Annotated in this window: 16 protein-coding genes; 8 read left to right on the top strand and 8 right to left on the bottom strand. The window is 66.2% G+C overall.

The window, feature by feature from the left end; translation table 11 throughout:
- The first annotated feature begins 38 nt into the window (after positions 1 to 38).
- From lgt to WJT74_RS09460, 4 genes are read left to right on the top strand one after another with little or no spacing between them, the layout of a single operon-like run.
- Complete coding sequence (gene lgt, locus WJT74_RS09475) at positions 39 to 992, top strand: prolipoprotein diacylglyceryl transferase (RefSeq protein WP_343344105.1); 954 nt, start codon at positions 39 to 41, stop codon at positions 990 to 992.
- Positions 989 to 1,969, top strand: coding sequence for a class I SAM-dependent methyltransferase (locus WJT74_RS09470; RefSeq protein WP_343344103.1), 981 nt, complete (start codon positions 989 to 991; stop codon positions 1,967 to 1,969). The genes lgt and WJT74_RS09470 overlap by 4 nt, the downstream gene beginning before the upstream one ends.
- Positions 1,966 to 2,658, top strand: coding sequence for a polyphenol oxidase family protein (locus tag WJT74_RS09465; RefSeq protein ID WP_343344101.1), 693 nt, complete (start codon positions 1,966 to 1,968; stop codon positions 2,656 to 2,658). Before WJT74_RS09470 ends, WJT74_RS09465 begins: the two co-directional genes overlap by 4 nt.
- 30 nt (positions 2,659 to 2,688) lie before the next feature.
- On the top strand, positions 2,689 to 3,963 hold the full coding sequence (locus tag WJT74_RS09460; protein WP_343344099.1) for a cystathionine gamma-synthase family protein: 1,275 nt from the start codon (positions 2,689 to 2,691) through the stop codon (positions 3,961 to 3,963).
- Here the strand turns inward: WJT74_RS09460 and WJT74_RS09455 are convergent.
- A complete protein-coding gene (locus tag WJT74_RS09455) occupies positions 3,960 to 4,628 on the bottom strand; it encodes an HAD family hydrolase (protein WP_343344096.1) in 669 nt (222 codons plus the stop codon). The two genes, WJT74_RS09460 and WJT74_RS09455, sit on opposite strands and share 4 nt — an antisense overlap.
- Positions 4,625 to 5,800, bottom strand: a complete 1,176-nt coding sequence (locus tag WJT74_RS09450) for a CDP-alcohol phosphatidyltransferase family protein (protein WP_343344094.1) — start codon at positions 5,798 to 5,800, stop codon at positions 4,625 to 4,627. Before WJT74_RS09450 ends, WJT74_RS09455 begins: the two co-directional genes overlap by 4 nt.
- A 97-nt stretch (positions 5,801 to 5,897) precedes the next feature.
- Here WJT74_RS09450 and WJT74_RS09445 point away from each other — a divergent pair, with 97 nt between their 5' ends.
- From WJT74_RS09445 to WJT74_RS09430, 4 genes are read left to right on the top strand one after another with little or no spacing between them, the layout of a single operon-like run.
- Positions 5,898 to 6,992, top strand: coding sequence for an ABC transporter permease (locus WJT74_RS09445; protein ID WP_343344091.1), 1,095 nt, complete (start codon positions 5,898 to 5,900; stop codon positions 6,990 to 6,992).
- Positions 6,992 to 7,771, top strand: coding sequence for an ABC transporter ATP-binding protein (locus WJT74_RS09440; RefSeq protein ID WP_343344089.1), 780 nt, complete (start codon positions 6,992 to 6,994; stop codon positions 7,769 to 7,771). Before WJT74_RS09445 ends, WJT74_RS09440 begins: the two co-directional genes overlap by 1 nt.
- A gap of 9 nt (positions 7,772 to 7,780) precedes the next feature.
- Complete coding sequence (locus WJT74_RS09435; RefSeq protein ID WP_343344086.1) at positions 7,781 to 8,734, top strand: MlaD family protein; 954 nt, start codon at positions 7,781 to 7,783, stop codon at positions 8,732 to 8,734.
- Complete coding sequence (locus WJT74_RS09430; RefSeq protein WP_343344085.1) at positions 8,734 to 9,315, top strand: ABC-type transport auxiliary lipoprotein family protein; 582 nt, start codon at positions 8,734 to 8,736, stop codon at positions 9,313 to 9,315. The genes WJT74_RS09435 and WJT74_RS09430 overlap by 1 nt, the downstream gene beginning before the upstream one ends.
- A 4-nt stretch (positions 9,316 to 9,319) precedes the next feature.
- Here WJT74_RS09430 and pepN read toward each other — a convergent pair whose 3' ends face one another.
- The 6 genes from pepN to WJT74_RS09400 form a co-directional block, all read right to left on the bottom strand.
- Entirely contained in the window at positions 9,320 to 11,935 is a 2,616-nt protein-coding gene (gene pepN / locus WJT74_RS09425; RefSeq protein ID WP_343344083.1) for an aminopeptidase N, read from the bottom strand.
- A gap of 12 nt (positions 11,936 to 11,947) precedes the next feature.
- Positions 11,948 to 12,883 (bottom strand): DMT family transporter, encoded by a 936-nt coding sequence (locus WJT74_RS09420; RefSeq protein ID WP_343344081.1) that lies wholly within the window; start codon positions 12,881 to 12,883, stop codon positions 11,948 to 11,950.
- A gap of 10 nt (positions 12,884 to 12,893) precedes the next feature.
- Positions 12,894 to 13,895, bottom strand: coding sequence for a threonine aldolase family protein (locus tag WJT74_RS09415; RefSeq protein ID WP_343344078.1), 1,002 nt, complete (start codon positions 13,893 to 13,895; stop codon positions 12,894 to 12,896).
- A 253-nt stretch (positions 13,896 to 14,148) separates the two neighbouring features.
- Positions 14,149 to 14,571: a DUF1330 domain-containing protein gene (locus tag WJT74_RS09410; RefSeq protein ID WP_343344076.1), complete on the bottom strand. Its 423-nt coding sequence runs from the start codon at positions 14,569 to 14,571 to the stop codon at positions 14,149 to 14,151.
- A gap of 12 nt (positions 14,572 to 14,583) precedes the next feature.
- Positions 14,584 to 15,093: a DsrE family protein gene (locus tag WJT74_RS09405; RefSeq protein WP_343344074.1), complete on the bottom strand. Its 510-nt coding sequence runs from the start codon at positions 15,091 to 15,093 to the stop codon at positions 14,584 to 14,586.
- An 11-nt stretch (positions 15,094 to 15,104) separates the two neighbouring features.
- Positions 15,105 to 15,986 (bottom strand): M28 family metallopeptidase, encoded by an 882-nt coding sequence (locus tag WJT74_RS09400; RefSeq protein WP_343344073.1) that lies wholly within the window; start codon positions 15,984 to 15,986, stop codon positions 15,105 to 15,107.
- Positions 15,987 to 16,079: the final 93 nt, after the last annotated feature.

Genomic DNA, 16,079 nt, shown 5'->3' with positions numbered 1-16,079 from the left:
ATCACCCTATGAGGCGGGGAAGTACAAGGAAAGCCCGTATGACCGCACTTCCCGCGCCCCCAGCATCCACCGGAGTGGCGCCCGAACCGATCGACGCCGAGAATTACACGGCCTTCCCCGATCTGGGCCTGTCCGACACGGCCCTGAGCTTCGGCTTCTACGATCTCAAATGGTACAGCATCGCCTATATCGCGGGGATTTTCCTCGGCTATTGGTACGTGCTCAAGCTGACCAAACAGCCGGGCGCCCCGATGGCGCGGCGGCACGTCGACGATCTCGTCTTCTGGGCCGCGATCGGCGTGATCCTCGGCGGTCGCCTGGGCTACGTGATCTTCTACAACCTGCCCTTCTACCTCACCAACGGGACGACCATGTTCGGGGTCGACCTGCCACCGCCCTTCGGGATCCTGAACCTGCGCGACGGGGGGATGAGCTTCCACGGCGGGGTGATCGGGGTCAGCCTCGCGATCATCATCTACAGCTGGAAGCACAAGCTCAACTGGCTGCGCGTCCACGATTATATCGCCTGCTGCGTCCCGATCGGGCTGGGGCTGGGAAGGCTCGCCAATTTCGTCAACGGCGAATTGTGGGGCGGCGTCACGACCGTGCCCTGGGCGATCCGCTTCGTCGAGAATGTCGGCGGGGTCGCCGTCCTCGGACCGCCGCGCCATCCGAGCCAGCTTTACGAGGCCGCGCTCGAAGGGCTTGTTCTCTTTCTCATCCTCGCGTGGATGTTCTGGAAAACCAAGGCGCGCTACTATCCCGGCATGCTCGTGGGGGCCTTCATCCTCGGTTACGGCGCCTTCCGTTTCCTCATCGAATATGTTCGCGAACCCGACAGCCACCTCACCGACTTCGCGCTGGCGAGCGGGCTGCAGATGGGTCAGTGGCTCAGCCTGCCGATGATCCTCGGCGGCGCCTATCTCATGGCCACCGCGAAGAGGCGGCGGGTGCGCGTCGAACCCACCTTCGGCACGCAAAGCGTGGCGTGAGTTTCGCCGACGATCTTCGGGCGCGGATTAGGGCCGATGGCCCGATCGGCGTGCACGACTACATGGCCGCGTCGAACGCGCATTATTACGCCAGCCGCGATCCGCTGGGGCGGGGCGGCGACTTCACGACGGCCCCCGAAATCAGCCAGATGTTCGGCGAGATGGTCGGCGCCTGCCTCGCGGACATCTTCATCCGTGCGGGGTCGCCCGCCAACGCCGCTTATTGCGAGCTCGGACCGGGTCGCGGAACACTGGCGACCGACGCTCTGCGACTGTTGATGGGCGTGGGGTTCAAGGGCGAACGCCATTTCGTCGAGACCAGCCCCACGCTCCGCGCCGAGCAGGAACGGCGCCACCCGACGGCGACCTGGCACGACGATGTGGACGGCCTGCCCGAACGCCCGCTGATGATCGTCGCCAACGAATTCTTCGACGCCTTGCCCGTCGGCCAGTGGGTCGACGAAGCGGAGCGGACGGTCGCGCTGGATGGCGACACGCTGCGCTTCGTGCCGGACGGGCCAGTCACGCGCGAGGAATCGCGCGTCGCCGCGAAGATCATGGCGAAGATCTCGGCCCACCTCGCCGAACATGGCGGCGTGCTGCTGGTGATCGACTATGGCTACCTGGCGGGGGAGCAGGGCGACACGTTGCAGGCGGTCAAGCGCCACGAACGGGTCGATCCGCTCGCCCATCCGGGCGCCGCCGACCTGACCGCCCATGTCGATTTCGCCGCCCTTCGCGCCGCGGCGCAGGACGCGGGCGCCCGCGCGACCCGTGCCATCACGCAGGGCAACTGGCTCGAGACGCTCGGCCTCGGCCCGCGCGCGCAGGCGCTGGCGGGACAGAACCCCGACCGGGCGCACGACATCGCGGGCCAGCGACGCAGGCTCGCGTCGGACGAGGGAATGGGCAACCTGTTCAAGGTCATGGCCGTGCATCACCGCGGCTGGCCCGTCCCGGCGGGGCTGGGCGGTTGAGCGAGACGCTGACCGCGCCGCCGCTCGGCGATCTTCCGCACGGCTTCTTCGAGGATGGCGTGGGCATGGGCGCGGCCGCCTCGGTGCTCGCTCCGGAGGCGCGCGTCGCCCGGCTGAAGCAGGTTCATTCTGCCACCGCGCTCGTCGTCGATGCGCCCTTCGACGAGGACTCGCGGCCGGAAGCCGACGCGATGGCGACCGCGATCCCCGGCCTGCTCCTCGCCATCGTCACCGCCGACTGCGCGCCCGTCCTTCTCGCCGATCGCGAGGCGGGGGTGGTCGGCGCGGCGCATGCGGGCTGGCGCGGTGCGATCGGCGGGGTCACCGACGCCTGCATTGGCGCGATGCTCTCGCTCGGCGCGCAAGCAGACCGGATCGTCGCCGCCGTCGGCCCCTGCATCGCGCAGAAGAATTACGAGGTCGGCCCCGACTTCCCCGAACCGTTCATCGACGAAGGTCCCGCCAACGCCGCTTTCTTTCGCGACGGCGCCGCGGGCCGCCCGCATTTCGACCTTCCGGGCTATGTCGCCGCACGGCTGAAGGCGGCGGGCGTTGGGCGCATCTGGCTGTCGGGCGAGGACACCTATGCCTCGTCCCGCTGGCCCAGCTATCGCCGCGCCACGCATGAGGGCACCAGCACGGACCTTCGCTTCTACAGCATGATTGGCATGGCGACGCGGGAAGGCTAAGCGGGCGCCAACTAATCAGGAGAATGCCCCGTGAAAGACCGCAAGATCGGCGACCACAAGCTCGACCCCGCCACGCTGATGATGGGCTACGGCTACAATCCCTCGCTGTCCGAACAGAGCCTCAAGGCCCCGATCTTTCACACTTCCACCTTCGTCTTCGACAAGGCGTCGGAGGGAAAGCATTTCTTCGAAGGCATCACCGGCAAGCGTCCGGGCGGCGGCATGGAAGGCCTCGTCTATTCGCGCTTCAACAATCCCAACCAGGAAATCCTCGAGGATCGCCTCGCCCTGTGGGAAGATAGCGACGACGCTTTAGTCTTCTCGAGCGGGATGACCGCCATCGCGATGCTCATGCTGGCGACCTGTCGTCCCAACGACGTCATCCTGATGTCGAGCCCGCTCTACGCCGCGACCGAAAGCGTGATCATGAAGATCCTGCCGCAGTTCGGCGTGCAGCATCTCGATTTTCCGGCCAGCGCGACGCGCGAGGAAATCGACGCGCATCTCGCCAAGGCGCAGGAAATGGCCGAGGAAAAGGGCGGCAAGGTCGCGCTCATCTATCTCGAAAGCCCCGCCAATCCGACCAACGCGCTCGTCGACGTGCAGGCGGTCGATGCCGCCCGCCGCGCCGCTTATGGCGAGGACGAGCTGCCGCCGATCGCGATCGACAATACCTTCCTTGGCCCCATCTGGTCGGCGCCGCAACGGCATGGCGCGGACCTCACCATCTACAGCCTGACCAAATATGTCGGCGGCCATTCGGACCTCATCGCGGGGGCCATCACGGGCAAGCAGGCGCTGATCGACGTCGTGCGCCCGATGCGCAACACGTTGGGCGGCATCTGCGACGCCAACACCGCCTGGATGCTGCTGCGCAGCCTCGAAACGGTCGAGGTGCGCATGACCCGCGCCGGCGAGAACGCCAAGGCCGTCTGCGAATTCCTGCGCGATCATCCGAAGGTCGAGAGCGTCGGCTACCTCGGCTTCCTTGAGGAAGGCAGCCGTCAGCGCGACATCTACGACCGCCACGGCCTCGGCGCCGGATCGACCTTCTCGCTCTATCTGAAAGGCGGCGAGAAGGAGGCCTTCGCCTTCCTCGACGCCCTGAAGATCGCCAAGCTGGCGGTCAGCCTCGGCGGCACCGAGACCCTCGCCAGCGCACCGGCCGCGATGACCCATCTGTCGGTGCCCGAAACGCGCCGGCACCAGCTCAAGATCAGCGACAATCTCGTCCGCATCTCGATTGGGATCGAAAAGGCCGACGACCTCATCGCAGACTTCGCCAACGCGCTGGAAGCGGTCTAGCCCCAGTCTTCCACGCGCCACCCGTTGGCGCGTGCCATCGCCGCGAGCTTCTCGTCGGGATTCACCGCGACGGGCTCGTCGGCGAGGTCGAACATCGGCCCGTCGGAATGATGGTCCGAATAGAAGCGCAGGTGACCGGGCACGATCCCTGCTTCCTCGATCCACGCATCGACCATCTGCCGCTTGGCGGCGGCGTAGCAATTCTCGCCCGCGATCACCGCACAGACCGCCCCGTCGGCACCCTCGACATGATCGGTGCCGATGACATGGTCGAAGCCCAGCCGCTCGCCGATGCGCCGCGAATAGAAGCGATAGCTCGCCGTCGCCATGACCAGCATCCGCCCCTCGGCGCGGTCGGCCTCGATCGCCTCGCGCGCACCGGGGCGAAGGTTCGACCGCATCACCCGTTCGGCGAAACTGTCGAGATAGGGCGACAGCGATCCCGTCGACACCGTATGCCCGATCAGCAGCCGGTGATTGATTTCCTTCAGGCGCGCCCGGTCGACCAGCTTCAGCCCGTAAGCCAGCAGGCTCGCCCCCACCAGCGGCAGGAAAACGAGGCGCCACGGGCTGCGACGCGACGCGACGTGGATGAGGAACGGGGTATAGGTCGGCACCCGCGTGATCGTCTGGTCCATGTCGTAGATCGCCAGGTCGCGTTTCATCGCGTCTCTCCTTCCGCTCCGTGCTCGGCAAGCCAGCTCGTCGGGCGGATGCGCCGCAGCAACCGCCCCCGCGCCACCGACAGCCGCACCCCATAGACCAGCACCGTCACGATGCTCCAGAACGCCACCCATTGGATGCCCCATTCGGGCCGCATGACGACGAGGCTCGCGCCCAGCAGCAGGATGTTGATGTTGCGCCGCGCCGCGATCAGGCGGAAGAGACTGTCGAACCGCCGCCACAGCGACAGCGGGAAACCGTGCCGCGCCTCGAACAGCGCTTCGATCCCGCGGACCAGCGCGAAGGCGGTCAGGATGGCGAGCGTCAGAAACCCGGCATAGACCGTCTCCAGCGACCGCTCTCCCAGTTGCACCCCGTGCATCCACCCGATGTACCAGAACGGCGGATGCGCCAGCCCCAGGATCCGGTCCAGCCGCCGCCCCAACAGGCTCGACGTGCCCGTCACCTTGGCGAGCTTCCCATCGACCGTGTCGGCCAGCATGTAGGCCAGCGCCAGCACGAGCCCGATGCCGAACGCCGCCTGCCAGAACGCCACGAAGGCGAGCACGCTGAGGATCGCTCCGATCGCGGTGATGCGATTGGCGGTCAGCCCCGCGCGCGCCGCCGCCCGCGCGATCTCGAACCCGGGCAGCCGCAACAGCGCCAGCGTCACCGCATCGCTGACCCGCGGGGTCGCCGCATCGTAAAGCGCGCGTTCGATCTCGGTCAGGTCGCTGTCCTCGTCGAGCAGCGCGACGAACGGGCGGTGCCGCTGATCGACGGCGACCAGGTCCGTTTCCTCGCAGTCGATGACCGTGAACACTTCCGCCTTCACCACCGCCTCGCTGGAAAACAGCCGCTCCGCTTCCAGCCGTTCGGCGGGGCGACGGGCGTGCGCCAGCACGGGACGCCCCTCGCGCACCAGCAGGTGCCCGGGATGCGCCGCGATATAATCGAGCCATCCGGGCGACACGACATGCCCCATGTCCTGGATGACGACGCCGCGCCCTCCGTCCTCGCGCAGGCTTTCCACCGTTCCGGGGTCCAGTCCGGCCATCGCCGCGACGCGATAGGCGCGCATCCGGGGATCGAGCCCGAAGGGCGCCTGCGCGCTCTCGCCCAGCGGTACGAACAGGGCGGGACGGTCGTCGGTCGCTGGAGAATGGCCGCTCATGGAGGATCAGGCGTAAGCCGCACGTTCACGAGGCACAAGGCGAACCGCGCATTCCCGCTTGCCGCGTGCACGGCGATCTTCCACTATCGGGACATCTATGGCGACCACGACAACTGCTCCCGATGCCGAAAACACGCTGCGCCCTACGGGTACGCTGTCGATTGCGCGCGTCGGCGGGCTCGAACGCGACATCAAGGCCGCGCCCGACCCGCTGACCATCGACCTGTCCGAGATCACCGCGGCCGACACGGTCGGGACGTGGCTTCTTTATCGTACGCGGCGCGAACGCGGTGCCACGCTCGTCAACGTCCCGCCCTTTGTGAAGGAACTGCTCGAGCAGGTCGAGGACGCCGATCAGGAAGTACAGGTCACCCCCGACAAGCGCGGCGGACCGCTTCAGGTGGTGGAGGAAATCGGCCTCTACGCGCACGAATTCTGGCGCACCATGCTCGGCCTCGTCGGTTTCTTCGGCGCCACCCTGATGGGGTTCGCCAGCATCTTCCGTCATCCCAAGCGCTTCCGCCTCAATGCGGTCGTCCAGCGGTTCGACCTCGTCGGGGTCCGGGCACTCGGCATCGTGGGACTGATGAGCTTCCTCATCGGCATCGTCATCGGCCAGCAGGGCGCGGTGCAGCTGCGCCAGTTCGGGGCGGAGGTCTATACGATCAACCTGATCGGCCGTCTGACCTTGCGCGAACTGGGAACGCTGATGACCGCGATCATGGTCGCGGGCCGCTCGGGCAGCGCCTTCGCCGCCCAGCTCGGCACCATGAAGATCACCGAGGAAGTCGACGCCATGCGCACCATCGGTGTCTCGCCGATCGAGGCGCTGGTCATTCCGCGCGTTCTCGCCGCCACCATCATGATGCCGCTGCTCGCCTTCTTCGCCATGGTGATGAGCCTGGTGGGCGGCGGCCTATTCGTCTGGATCGCGCTCGAGACGCCCCCCGCCACCTTCATCCAGCGGTTGCAGGAAGTGACTCCGATCACCGACCTGTGGGTCGGTCTAATCAAAGCGCCGATCTTCGGGTTCCTCATCGCGCTGTCGGGTTGTTACCAGGGGATGCAGGTGAAGGGGAACAGCGAGGACGTCGGCATCCGCACCACCTACGCGGTGGTCCAGTCGATCTTCCTCGTCATCGTTCTCGATGCGGTGTTCGCGGTATTCTTCAGCTCGATCGGATGGGTGTGATGGACGATTGCCAGCCCATCATCGAAGTGCGCGGCCTGCGCAACGAATTCGGCGACCAGGTCGTCCACGAGGACCTCGACCTCACCGTCTGCCGCGGCGAGATCATCGGCGTGGTCGGCGGGTCGGGCGCGGGCAAGAGCGTGCTGATGCGCTCGATCATCGGCCTCCAGACCCCCGCCGCGGGCGAAATCACCGTGCTCGGCGAGAACATGATCGACCGCAGCGACGACGAGGCCAAGAACATCCGCCGCCGCTGGGGCATCCTGTTCCAGAACGGCGCGCTCTTCTCGACGCTGACCGTCGCCGAGAACGTGCAGGTCCCGATCCGCGAATATTTCCCTTTCATCAAGGCGCCGCTGCTCGACGAAATCGCGGGCTACAAGATCGCGATGAGCGGGCTGGGTCGCGAGGCCGGGCCCAAGTATCCGAGCGAGCTGTCGGGCGGGATGCGCAAGCGTGCCGCGCTCGCGCGGGCGCTGGCGATGGACCCCGAACTGCTGTTCCTCGACGAGCCGACCGCGGGGCTCGATCCCATCGGCGCGGCCAAGTTCGACGAACTCATCCTCAGCCTCGCCAAGAAGCTCGATCTCACCGTCTTTCTCATTACCCACGATCTCGACACGCTGCACGCGATCTGCGACCGTGTGGCGGTGATTGCCGACAAACATGTGATCGCGGTAGGAACCATTTCCGAACTGACCGCGCTGGACCATCCCTGGATCCAGGAATATTTCTCCGGACCCCGCGGCCGCGCGGCCATGCCCAAAGCCGCCGAATAGAAAGCGATCATGGAAACCCGTTCCAACCATATTCTCGTCGGCGCGATCGTCCTCGCCCTTCTCGCGGGACTGCTCGTCTTCACCGTCTGGGTCGCCGGTCTGTCGGCGAGCGCGAAGAAATGCTTCGACATCTACTTCCCCGGCGACGTCAGCGGCCTCACCCGCGGCTCCAACGTCAGCTTCGCGGGCGTTCCGGTGGGCGAGGTGGAATCGATCAACCTTCTCCCCGACCGCCCCGAGTTCGTCTGGGTCCGCGTGACCGTCGATGCCGACGCGCCCGTGCTCCAGGGTACCGAGGCGCAGATCGCGGGCGTCGGCTTCACCGGCATCTCCGAAATCCAGTTGCAGGGCGCCACCACCGGCGCGCCGCCCGTCACCGACGTCGGACCGCAGGGTTGTCCCGTCATCCGTTCCTCGCAGAGCGTTCTCGACAGCGTTCTCAACTCGGCCCCCGAACTCATCGATCGGATCCAGCGGCTGACCGAGCGCCTGTCCGAACTCCTGTCGGACGAGAACCAGAATTCCATCTCCGACATTCTCGAGAACATCGAGGGCGCGACCCAGACCCTGTCCGATCGCGCGCCCGACCTTGCCGATGCCATCACCGATGCCAGCATCGCGGCGCGGCAGGCGGGCGTGGCGGCCGAGCGGTGGGGCGCGGTCGCCGAAACGACCGACGGCATCCTCAAGGAGAATGCGGCTCCCGCCTTCGCCGAATTGCAGACCTCGATTTCCGCGCTGCGCAGCGCCACCGAAACGCTCGACGGCGCGATCCAGGACGCGCGCCCCGGCCTTCGCCAATTCAGCGAAAGCACGGTCCCCGAGGCCGACAAGCTGATCGCCGATCTGCGCACCCTGTCCGACAGCCTCGAGGGCTTCTCGACCCGTCTCGACAATGACGGGATCGGCGGCGCCCTCGGACCCAAGCAATTGCCCGATTACGAGCCCGCAGGAGGCGAATGATGACCATGCGTATGATTGTGGCGGCGATGTCCGCCTTCCTGCTGGCCTCGTGCAGCCTGTCGAGCCTGACGGGCGGCGGCGAGGTTCCCGAACAGCTCGTCACGTTGTCGCCGACCACGCCCGAACCCGCCGCCAACCTCACGCGCAGCGAAGCCGTTTCCTTCGCCGTTCCGCTGGTGGCCGAAGCGCTCGCGACCAATCGCGTCGCTGCCATCCGGGGCGGTACCGCGGTCGCCTACATTCAGGATCTCTGGCTCGTCGACCAGTCCGCCAACCTGTTCCAGCAGCTCGTCAGCGAGACGACCTATCGCTCGACCAACCTGCTCGTCGTCGATCCGCGGCAGGCGGGTGCGGTCCCGGCGCTGCGCGTCACGGGCACGCTCTATCGCTTCGGCTTCGACGTCGACCGGCAGGAAGTCGTCGTCGGCTACGAGGCGCTGTGGGAGCGCGACGGCGTGGTCTCCACCCGCCGGTTCGAAGCGCGCGAGCCCGCGATCGGCTACGCCGCCGACGTGACCCCCGCGCTCAACACCGCCGCCAACCGCGTCGCCATCGAGGTCGCGAACTGGATCGCCGGCTGAGCGTCTAGCCCAGCGACTTGGAAACCTGTTCGTAGACGTCCTTCGACAGGCTCTCCGCCGCCGCCACCCGTTCCAGCGCCGCCTTCATCTGATCGGCACGATCCGGCACGAACCGCCGCCACCGGCCGAGCGGCGGGACCAGCCGCGCCGCGACCTGCGGATTGAGCTTGTCGGCCTCGATCACCATGTCGGCCAGAAAGGCGTAGCCCCGCCCGGACGCATGGTGGAACACCCATTGGTTGGCAGTGAAATTGCCGACCAGTGCGCGCAGCCGGTTGGGGTTGGACAAGGTGAAGGCTGGATGCGCGCGTAGCGCCTCGACATCCTCGATCCCGCTGTCCCGTTCCGCCCGCGCCAGCAGCCCGAACCATTTGTCGATCACGAGGCTGTTGTCCTCGTACCGATCGTAGAAATCGTCGAATGCCGCCTCGCGCTCGGGCGCGTCGAGGTTGGCGAGGACCGCGAGCGCTCCCTGCCGTTCGGTCATGTTCCGCGCGCCGTCATATTGCGCCTTGGCCTCGCGCGCCCCGCGGTCCGGATCGCCTGCTGCCAGATAGGACAAGGCTACGTTGCGGAGCGCCCGGCCTCCCTTGGCGGCGACCGAAAGATCATCGCCCGCCGGGGGGTCGCCCGCGCGCAGTCCCGCGAATTTTTCGGCCAGCGCCTTGCCGATAGCCTTCTTGAGCGCACCGCGTTCGCCGTGAACCTTGTCGGGGTCGATGCGGGTCAGCTTCTCGCCGATGTTAGTCTCGGTGGGCAGCTGGAGCGCTTCCGCCGTGAAAGCGGGGTCGAGCCGCTCGTCGTCGATCGTGGCTGCGAAAGCGTCGATGATCGGCTGCGGGTCGAGGTCGCGGTCGCCGCCGATCGCCGGGATAAGCGCGCGCAGCGCCAACTCCTGGATCGCCTCGTAGCGGGCGAACGCATTGCCGTCGACGCGGGCCAACGCGGCCAGTTCCTCGTCGGTCCGGTCGGTCTCGAGGATGATCGGTGCGGAAAAATCGCGGTTGAGCGACAGGATGGGTCGCACCGCATCCCGGTCTTCGAACGTCACCACCTGCTCTGCCTCGGTCAGCATCACGGTCCGCTCGCCGCCATTGAGTTCGCGGCCCGTATGTTCGTCGAGCATCGCCATCTTGATGGGGATCGCCATCGGCTTCTTGTTCGACTGTCCGGGCGTGTCGGGAATGTCCTGCTGCAACCGGAGCGACAGCGTCTCGCCCTTGCCATCGTAATCGAGATGCGCGCGGACCGTCGGCGTTCCCGCCTGGCTGTACCAGCGGCGGAACTGGCTCAGATCCTCCCCGCTCGCCTCCTCCATCGCGGTGACGAAATCCTCGCAGGTGGCGGCTTCGCCGTCGTGGCGTTCGAAATAGAGATCGCTGCCCTTGCGAAAGGCGTCTTCCCCCAGGATGGTGCGCATCATCCGGATAAGTTCGGCGCCCTTGTTGTAGATCGTCGCGGTGTAAAAATTAGCGATCTCGATATAGCTGTCGGGCCGCACCGGATGCGCCAGCGGGCCCGAATCCTCGGGGAACTGGATCGCGCGCAGAAGCCGGACGTCTTCTATCCGCTTCACGGCCTCGTCATTGTGATCCTGGCTGAAGCACTGGTCGCGGAAGACGGTGAAACCTTCCTTCAGGGATAGCTGGAACCAGTCGCGGCATGTGACGCGATTGCCCGACCAGTTGTGGAAATATTCGTGCGCCACGACGCCCGCGATATTGTCGTAATCCATGTCGGTCGCGGTATCGGGATCGGCCAGCACGTAACGCGAATTGAAGATATTGAGGCCCTTGTTCTCCATCGCGCCGAAGTTGAAATCGTCGACCGCGACGATGTTGAACAGGTCGAGGTCGTATTCGCGTCCGTAGGTCTCCTCGTCCCACTTCATCGCGTCTTTCAGTGCCTGGACCGCGTGCCCGGTGCGGGGCAGGTCCTTCTCGCGGACCCAGATATTGAGATCGACGGTGCGCCCCGACATGGTCGTGAAGGTCGAATGGTTGGCCGACAGGTCGCCCGCGACCATCGCGAACAGATAGGACGGCTTGGGGAAGGGATCTTCCCATCGCGCCCAGTGCCGCCCATCGTCATGCTCGCCCGTCTCGACCTCGTTGCCGTTGGCGAGCAGGATCGGATAGGCGGCCTTGTCGGCGTGCATCGTGACCTCGTAGGTCGACAGCACGTCGGGCCGGTCGGGGTGGTAGGTGATGCGGCGAAACCCTTCCGCCTCGCACTGGGTGCACAGCAGCCCGCCCGATGCATAAAGGCCCATCAGCTGGCTGTTGGCACTGGGATCGATGGTGACCTCGGTTTCGACCTCATGAGCCTCGCCCGAAAGCTCGACGACCAGTTCCTCCTTCTGAAAGGTGAAGGGCGCCGTTTCGCCGTCGACGCGAAGCGCGTCGAGCGTCAGCCCGTCCCCCGCCAGCCGCAGCGGCCGGTCGTGCGATCCGTTGCGCTCGACCGCGAGGATCGCGCGCACCCTTGTGGCTGTAGGATCGAGGTCGACATCGAGTTTTACACCTCGCACCCACCAATCGGGTGCAGTGTAGTCCTTGGCATGGGTTTCGACATGATCGGGCATCGGGGGCGCTTCGGGATTCATCCGCGCATCGGCCATTGTTCACTCTCCTTACCCCGCGTCGGGGTTGGTCACTTTCATCGGACGCCGGCGGCTGTAGAGCGCCAGCGCGAGCCCCGCCATCGCCAGTCCGGCGCCGGCAAGGCTGAGCGGTGTCCATCGGAAACCCTCGAACAGGGTCGAGAGTGCCATCGCAACGATCGGCACCATCGCGCTGGAGTAGGCCGCGTTGCCCGGTCCGATCCGCCGAACGACGGGATAGTAGAGCGAGAAGCAGACCACCGAGGCGGCGAGCGCCAGCCAGAGAAGGCCGACCCAATAGCCCAGCCGCCATTCGACCGTCGGCGCGCCGTGCAACGCAACAGCGATCGCCCCGTCCGCTACCGCGCCGATCCCCATCGCCCAGGCGAGCAGTGCGAACAGCGGGAAACGCTTGGTCGCCTCGCGCGCCTGATAGACATTGCTGATGGAGGCGGCGAGCAACGCGAAGACCGTCCAGCCCACGCCGATCAGCAGCGGCCCGATAGTCAGCTCGGGACGCTCGCGCCATTCGTGAAGAAACAGGAGCGCGATCCCCGCCATGGCCACGAAGGTCGCGCCGATGAACCGTCCGGTCGGACGCTGCCCCAGCCACCACCATCCCAGCAACGCGTTGGGCAGCATCAGGAGCGCAAAGACCGTCGCGACGAGGCCCGAGGTGATGTAATGTTCCGCGGCATAGACCGCGTTGAAGTTCATGCAGAATTGCGTGATCCCGACGACCGCTGCAGCGGTGAGGAAGCCGGGCGTGGGCCGAAGGCTTTCGCCCCTCCAGCGAGCGACTAGGGCCATGCCCGCTGCGGCGATGATGAAGCGATAGGTCACCGACCATGGCGCGGGGACGACACCCAACTGATCCTTGATGACGATCCAGGTCGAGCCCCAGATGAGGGTAAAGATGACGAACGGCAGCCACACCTGCCGCATCCCTTCGCGCGGCAGGCTCATATCGGCATTCTCATAACGCGCGGATCGCCTCGGCGAGCTTTGCGACCATGTCATGGTCCTGGTCCCAGCTGGTGACCAGCCGCACTTCGCCGTCCGCCCAGTCGTAGAAGTCGAAGCCCGCTTCGCGCAGGCGCGACGCTTCCGTCGGCGACATCTTCACGAACAGTTCGTTGGCCTCGACCGGATAGACCAGGCGTTCCCCGCATGCCTCGGCGAGCATCGTGGCGGCCGTGTTGGCCGCGCGAGCGTTGGCCAGCCACCGTTCCTCCTCGAGCAGCGCGAGGATCTGTGCGGCGGCGTAGCGACCCTTGCTGAGCAGATGCCCGCTGCGCTTCTTCATCACGCGTACGGTGTCGGCCAATTCGGGATCGAACAGGATCAGCGCCTCGGCATTCATGCCGCCATTCTTCACGAAGCCGAACGAGAGCGCGTCCACGCCCGCCTTCCACGTCAGTTCGGCGGGCGAAGCATCGCCGCCCACGATGGCGTTGGCGAAGCGGGCGCCGTCGACATGAAACCTGAGGTCGTGCCGCTCGCAGACCTCGCCCAGAGCCTTCATCTCGCTCCGAGCGTAGCGCAGTCCGTATTCGGTCGCATTGGTGATCGACAGGCAGGCGGGCTGGACCTGATGCACGTCCTTGCGAACGCGCGCCATCGCCGCGTCGATCGCATCCGGGGCGACCTTCGCGCCGGGCCCGTCGAGCAGGGTGAGCTTCGCACCGTGCGCGAAGAAGCCGGGCGCGCCCGCCTCGTCCTGTTCGATGTGCGCGAAGCGGTGACAGAGCACCGACCCCCATGGCGGGCACAGCGCGGCCAGCGCCAGCCCGTTGGCGGCGGTGCCGGTGGTGACCCAGATGGCGGTCACGTTGGTCTCGAACAGTTCGCCGAACGCGGCGTCCATGCGCGCCGACCATTCATCGCCGTCGTAGGCGGTATCGAGGCGATTGGCGGCGGCCAAGGCCTCCATCACGGCGGGATGGGCGGGGGCGGCGTTGTCGGAGAAGAAGCGCATCGCCTACCGATTAGGCTCGCAGGCCCGGCGGTCAATGGGGCGCACAAAAATGGGGCCGGTGCAGTGTCCTGCCGCCGACCCCGAGTTCCTTGGGAACATCATGAAGAAAGCTAGTTGCTTTCGAGGTGTATATTTAACCTCCGATGGTTAACGAACACTGTATCCCGCGGTACCGCGGGGGTCTTCGTCGCTGGATTGCCACCGTTTATCGTCCGAACGCGCCATTTAACGGCCCGACGGCCCCAGCGGCCCGTCAGTCGCGCTGAAGCGCGATCGGGGCGCAGCGAATGAGGCGACTGTCCTTCAGCGCAGCCGTGCGGTGGACGGTGATCGCGATGTAGTCGGGATTGCCGATCATCGTCAGAAAGGCCTCGGCGTCCGGGTATCGGGCGATGAACGCCATGTCCCATGCTTCGTCCTCTGGGCCGATGAGAGTGAGGGCGGGCGAGGCAGTCCACACGACATCGAGTCCCAGCCTGGAAGCGATCTTCTGCGTCTCGCCGAGATAGTGGTGGTAGGCGTCCGACCCGCTCCAGCCGTTCGTGAAGGCCTCGTGATCGTCAGGATAGTCGGCGGTGGCCCGAAAGCGCAGCAGGTTGAGCATTTCAATGGGTTCGCCGAACGGCAGATCGCGAAAGGCGGCGAGCTGCCGTTCGGTAGGGGCGATATGGGTCATCCGCGTAGTCCTCTAAAAGGCGTTGAGGGTGTAGCCTTCGCGCTGAAGCAGCGCGTGCGCCGTCATGGCCGACAGCGCCATCTCGACACCCGGAAGCAAATCGGAGGTCTTAACGTCCTGCGATGCGGCGGACTGACCGCACACGATGATCCGTGCGCCGTTCGCCAGCAGTTTTTCGACCAGATCGCGATTGGGATTCGCGCCCTCGTAATTCTCGCCGAACCGATTGTCCGCCACGACCGCGAAAACGGCACGGCCATGGACGACGATCGCGGGCCGGATGTCGGCGGGATCCATCCCCGCCGCGGCGTGCATGTTGATGAAGCGCGCGGCGGACAGCAGTGTGCGGTTTTGGTTTTCGGCGGTGAGATCGGCGGTATCGAAGCTGTGCATCAGCACGGTCCCGGCGGGAACGGGCATGGTGACGTCGACGGGACCGTGGGGGCCATAGCCTTCGATCACGGGTCCGGTAGGCCAGTCGGCGGGTTGCGCGGCGGCGAGAATGAGGGAGGTCAGCAGCATGGACAGAATCCTTATGTCGAGGCGACGAGCGCGGTGAAGACGCGGATCATCAGCGTTTCGGCAGCACGGAAATAGCCGAGTTCGACCTCGGTATCGCCCGGCTGGTGATAGTCGGGATTTTGCGAACCATCCTCGAATTCTTCGGAAATGCTCGCGACGGCGAAGCCCTGGCGGCGATAGGCTTCGTGGTCGGTATTGGGATAGGTGGTGACGAGCAGCGAAACGGGTAGACCCTCGGCCGAGCGTTGGTAGAGGGCGGTGACTTCGGCGCTGTTGCTGTCGAACTCGATCACGCCGTCGTCGTCGCTGTCCCAGCCGATCATGTCGATATTGTGCATCGCTTCGAGCGGGACCGTTCCCGTTTTCCAGCGCGCCGCGTTCACCTGCGCTCCGATCAGGCCGAGTTCCTCTTGATCGAAGAAGACGAAATGGATGGTCGCGTCGCGGGTGTCGAGCGCGGCCAGCGCTTTCGCGACCGATAGCACGATCTGCACCCCGCTGCCGTTGTCGTCCACCCCGGGGCTGCCCGGCACGGTGTCGAAATGCGCGCCCAGAACGATGTGGCGGGCGGAATCGGTGGTCGCGGGCAGGGTGGCAACGACGTTCGCGCCGGTCAGGATCTGGCCGTTCCGGACCCGCACGCCGGGAAAGTCGCTTGTCGCATAGGGGCGGGCCTGCGCCGGGATGCCCAGCCGCGCGAATTCGGCCAGCAGCAGGTCGCGGGCGGCAGCACGCTGTTCGGGCGTGGAGCGTTCGACCGTGAGCAGAAAGCCGGGTGCGCCGGTCGCGGGTTCGATCGCGGCAGACGGGGTCGCGGCGGGATCGGCGACCGGGGCGCAGGCGGCGAGGCTCGCGAGAGCGGCGGCCGGGAGAAGGTGTCGGGAAATGCTCATCCATCGATCATGGGGCGAGCGCGAACCGGCGGCAAGACGGAGAAAACGGTTGTCGCCACGATTGGCGAACTCCGCCGGTGTCGGTAGCGTGGC

The organism is Sphingomicrobium sp. XHP0239 (assembly GCF_039555325.1).
GTDB lineage: Bacteria > Pseudomonadota > Alphaproteobacteria > Sphingomonadales > Sphingomonadaceae > Sphingomicrobium > Sphingomicrobium maritimum.
Note: the sequence above shows the minus strand (reverse complement) of the source record. Positions and strands in the feature narration are given on the sequence as shown.

Coding starts and splice junctions, on each gene's coding strand:
- lgt (WP_343344105.1), top strand. CDS start 39: ATGACCGCACTTCCCGCGCCCCCAGCATCCACCGGAGTGGCGCCCGAA.
- WJT74_RS09455 (WP_343344096.1), bottom strand. CDS start 4,628: ATGAAACGCGACCTGGCGATCTACGACATGGACCAGACGATCACGCGG.
- WJT74_RS09450 (WP_343344094.1), bottom strand. CDS start 5,800: ATGAGCGGCCATTCTCCAGCGACCGACGACCGTCCCGCCCTGTTCGTA.
- WJT74_RS09445 (WP_343344091.1), top strand. CDS start 5,898: ATGGCGACCACGACAACTGCTCCCGATGCCGAAAACACGCTGCGCCCT.
- WJT74_RS09440 (WP_343344089.1), top strand. CDS start 6,992: ATGGACGATTGCCAGCCCATCATCGAAGTGCGCGGCCTGCGCAACGAA.
- WJT74_RS09435 (WP_343344086.1), top strand. CDS start 7,781: ATGGAAACCCGTTCCAACCATATTCTCGTCGGCGCGATCGTCCTCGCC.
- WJT74_RS09430 (WP_343344085.1), top strand. CDS start 8,734: ATGACCATGCGTATGATTGTGGCGGCGATGTCCGCCTTCCTGCTGGCC.
- pepN (WP_343344083.1), bottom strand. CDS start 11,935: ATGGCCGATGCGCGGATGAATCCCGAAGCGCCCCCGATGCCCGATCAT.
- WJT74_RS09420 (WP_343344081.1), bottom strand. CDS start 12,883: ATGAGCCTGCCGCGCGAAGGGATGCGGCAGGTGTGGCTGCCGTTCGTC.
- WJT74_RS09415 (WP_343344078.1), bottom strand. CDS start 13,895: ATGCGCTTCTTCTCCGACAACGCCGCCCCCGCCCATCCCGCCGTGATG.
- WJT74_RS09410 (WP_343344076.1), bottom strand. CDS start 14,571: ATGACCCATATCGCCCCTACCGAACGGCAGCTCGCCGCCTTTCGCGAT.
- WJT74_RS09405 (WP_343344074.1), bottom strand. CDS start 15,093: ATGCTGCTGACCTCCCTCATTCTCGCCGCCGCGCAACCCGCCGACTGG.
- WJT74_RS09400 (WP_343344073.1), bottom strand. CDS start 15,986: ATGAGCATTTCCCGACACCTTCTCCCGGCCGCCGCTCTCGCGAGCCTC.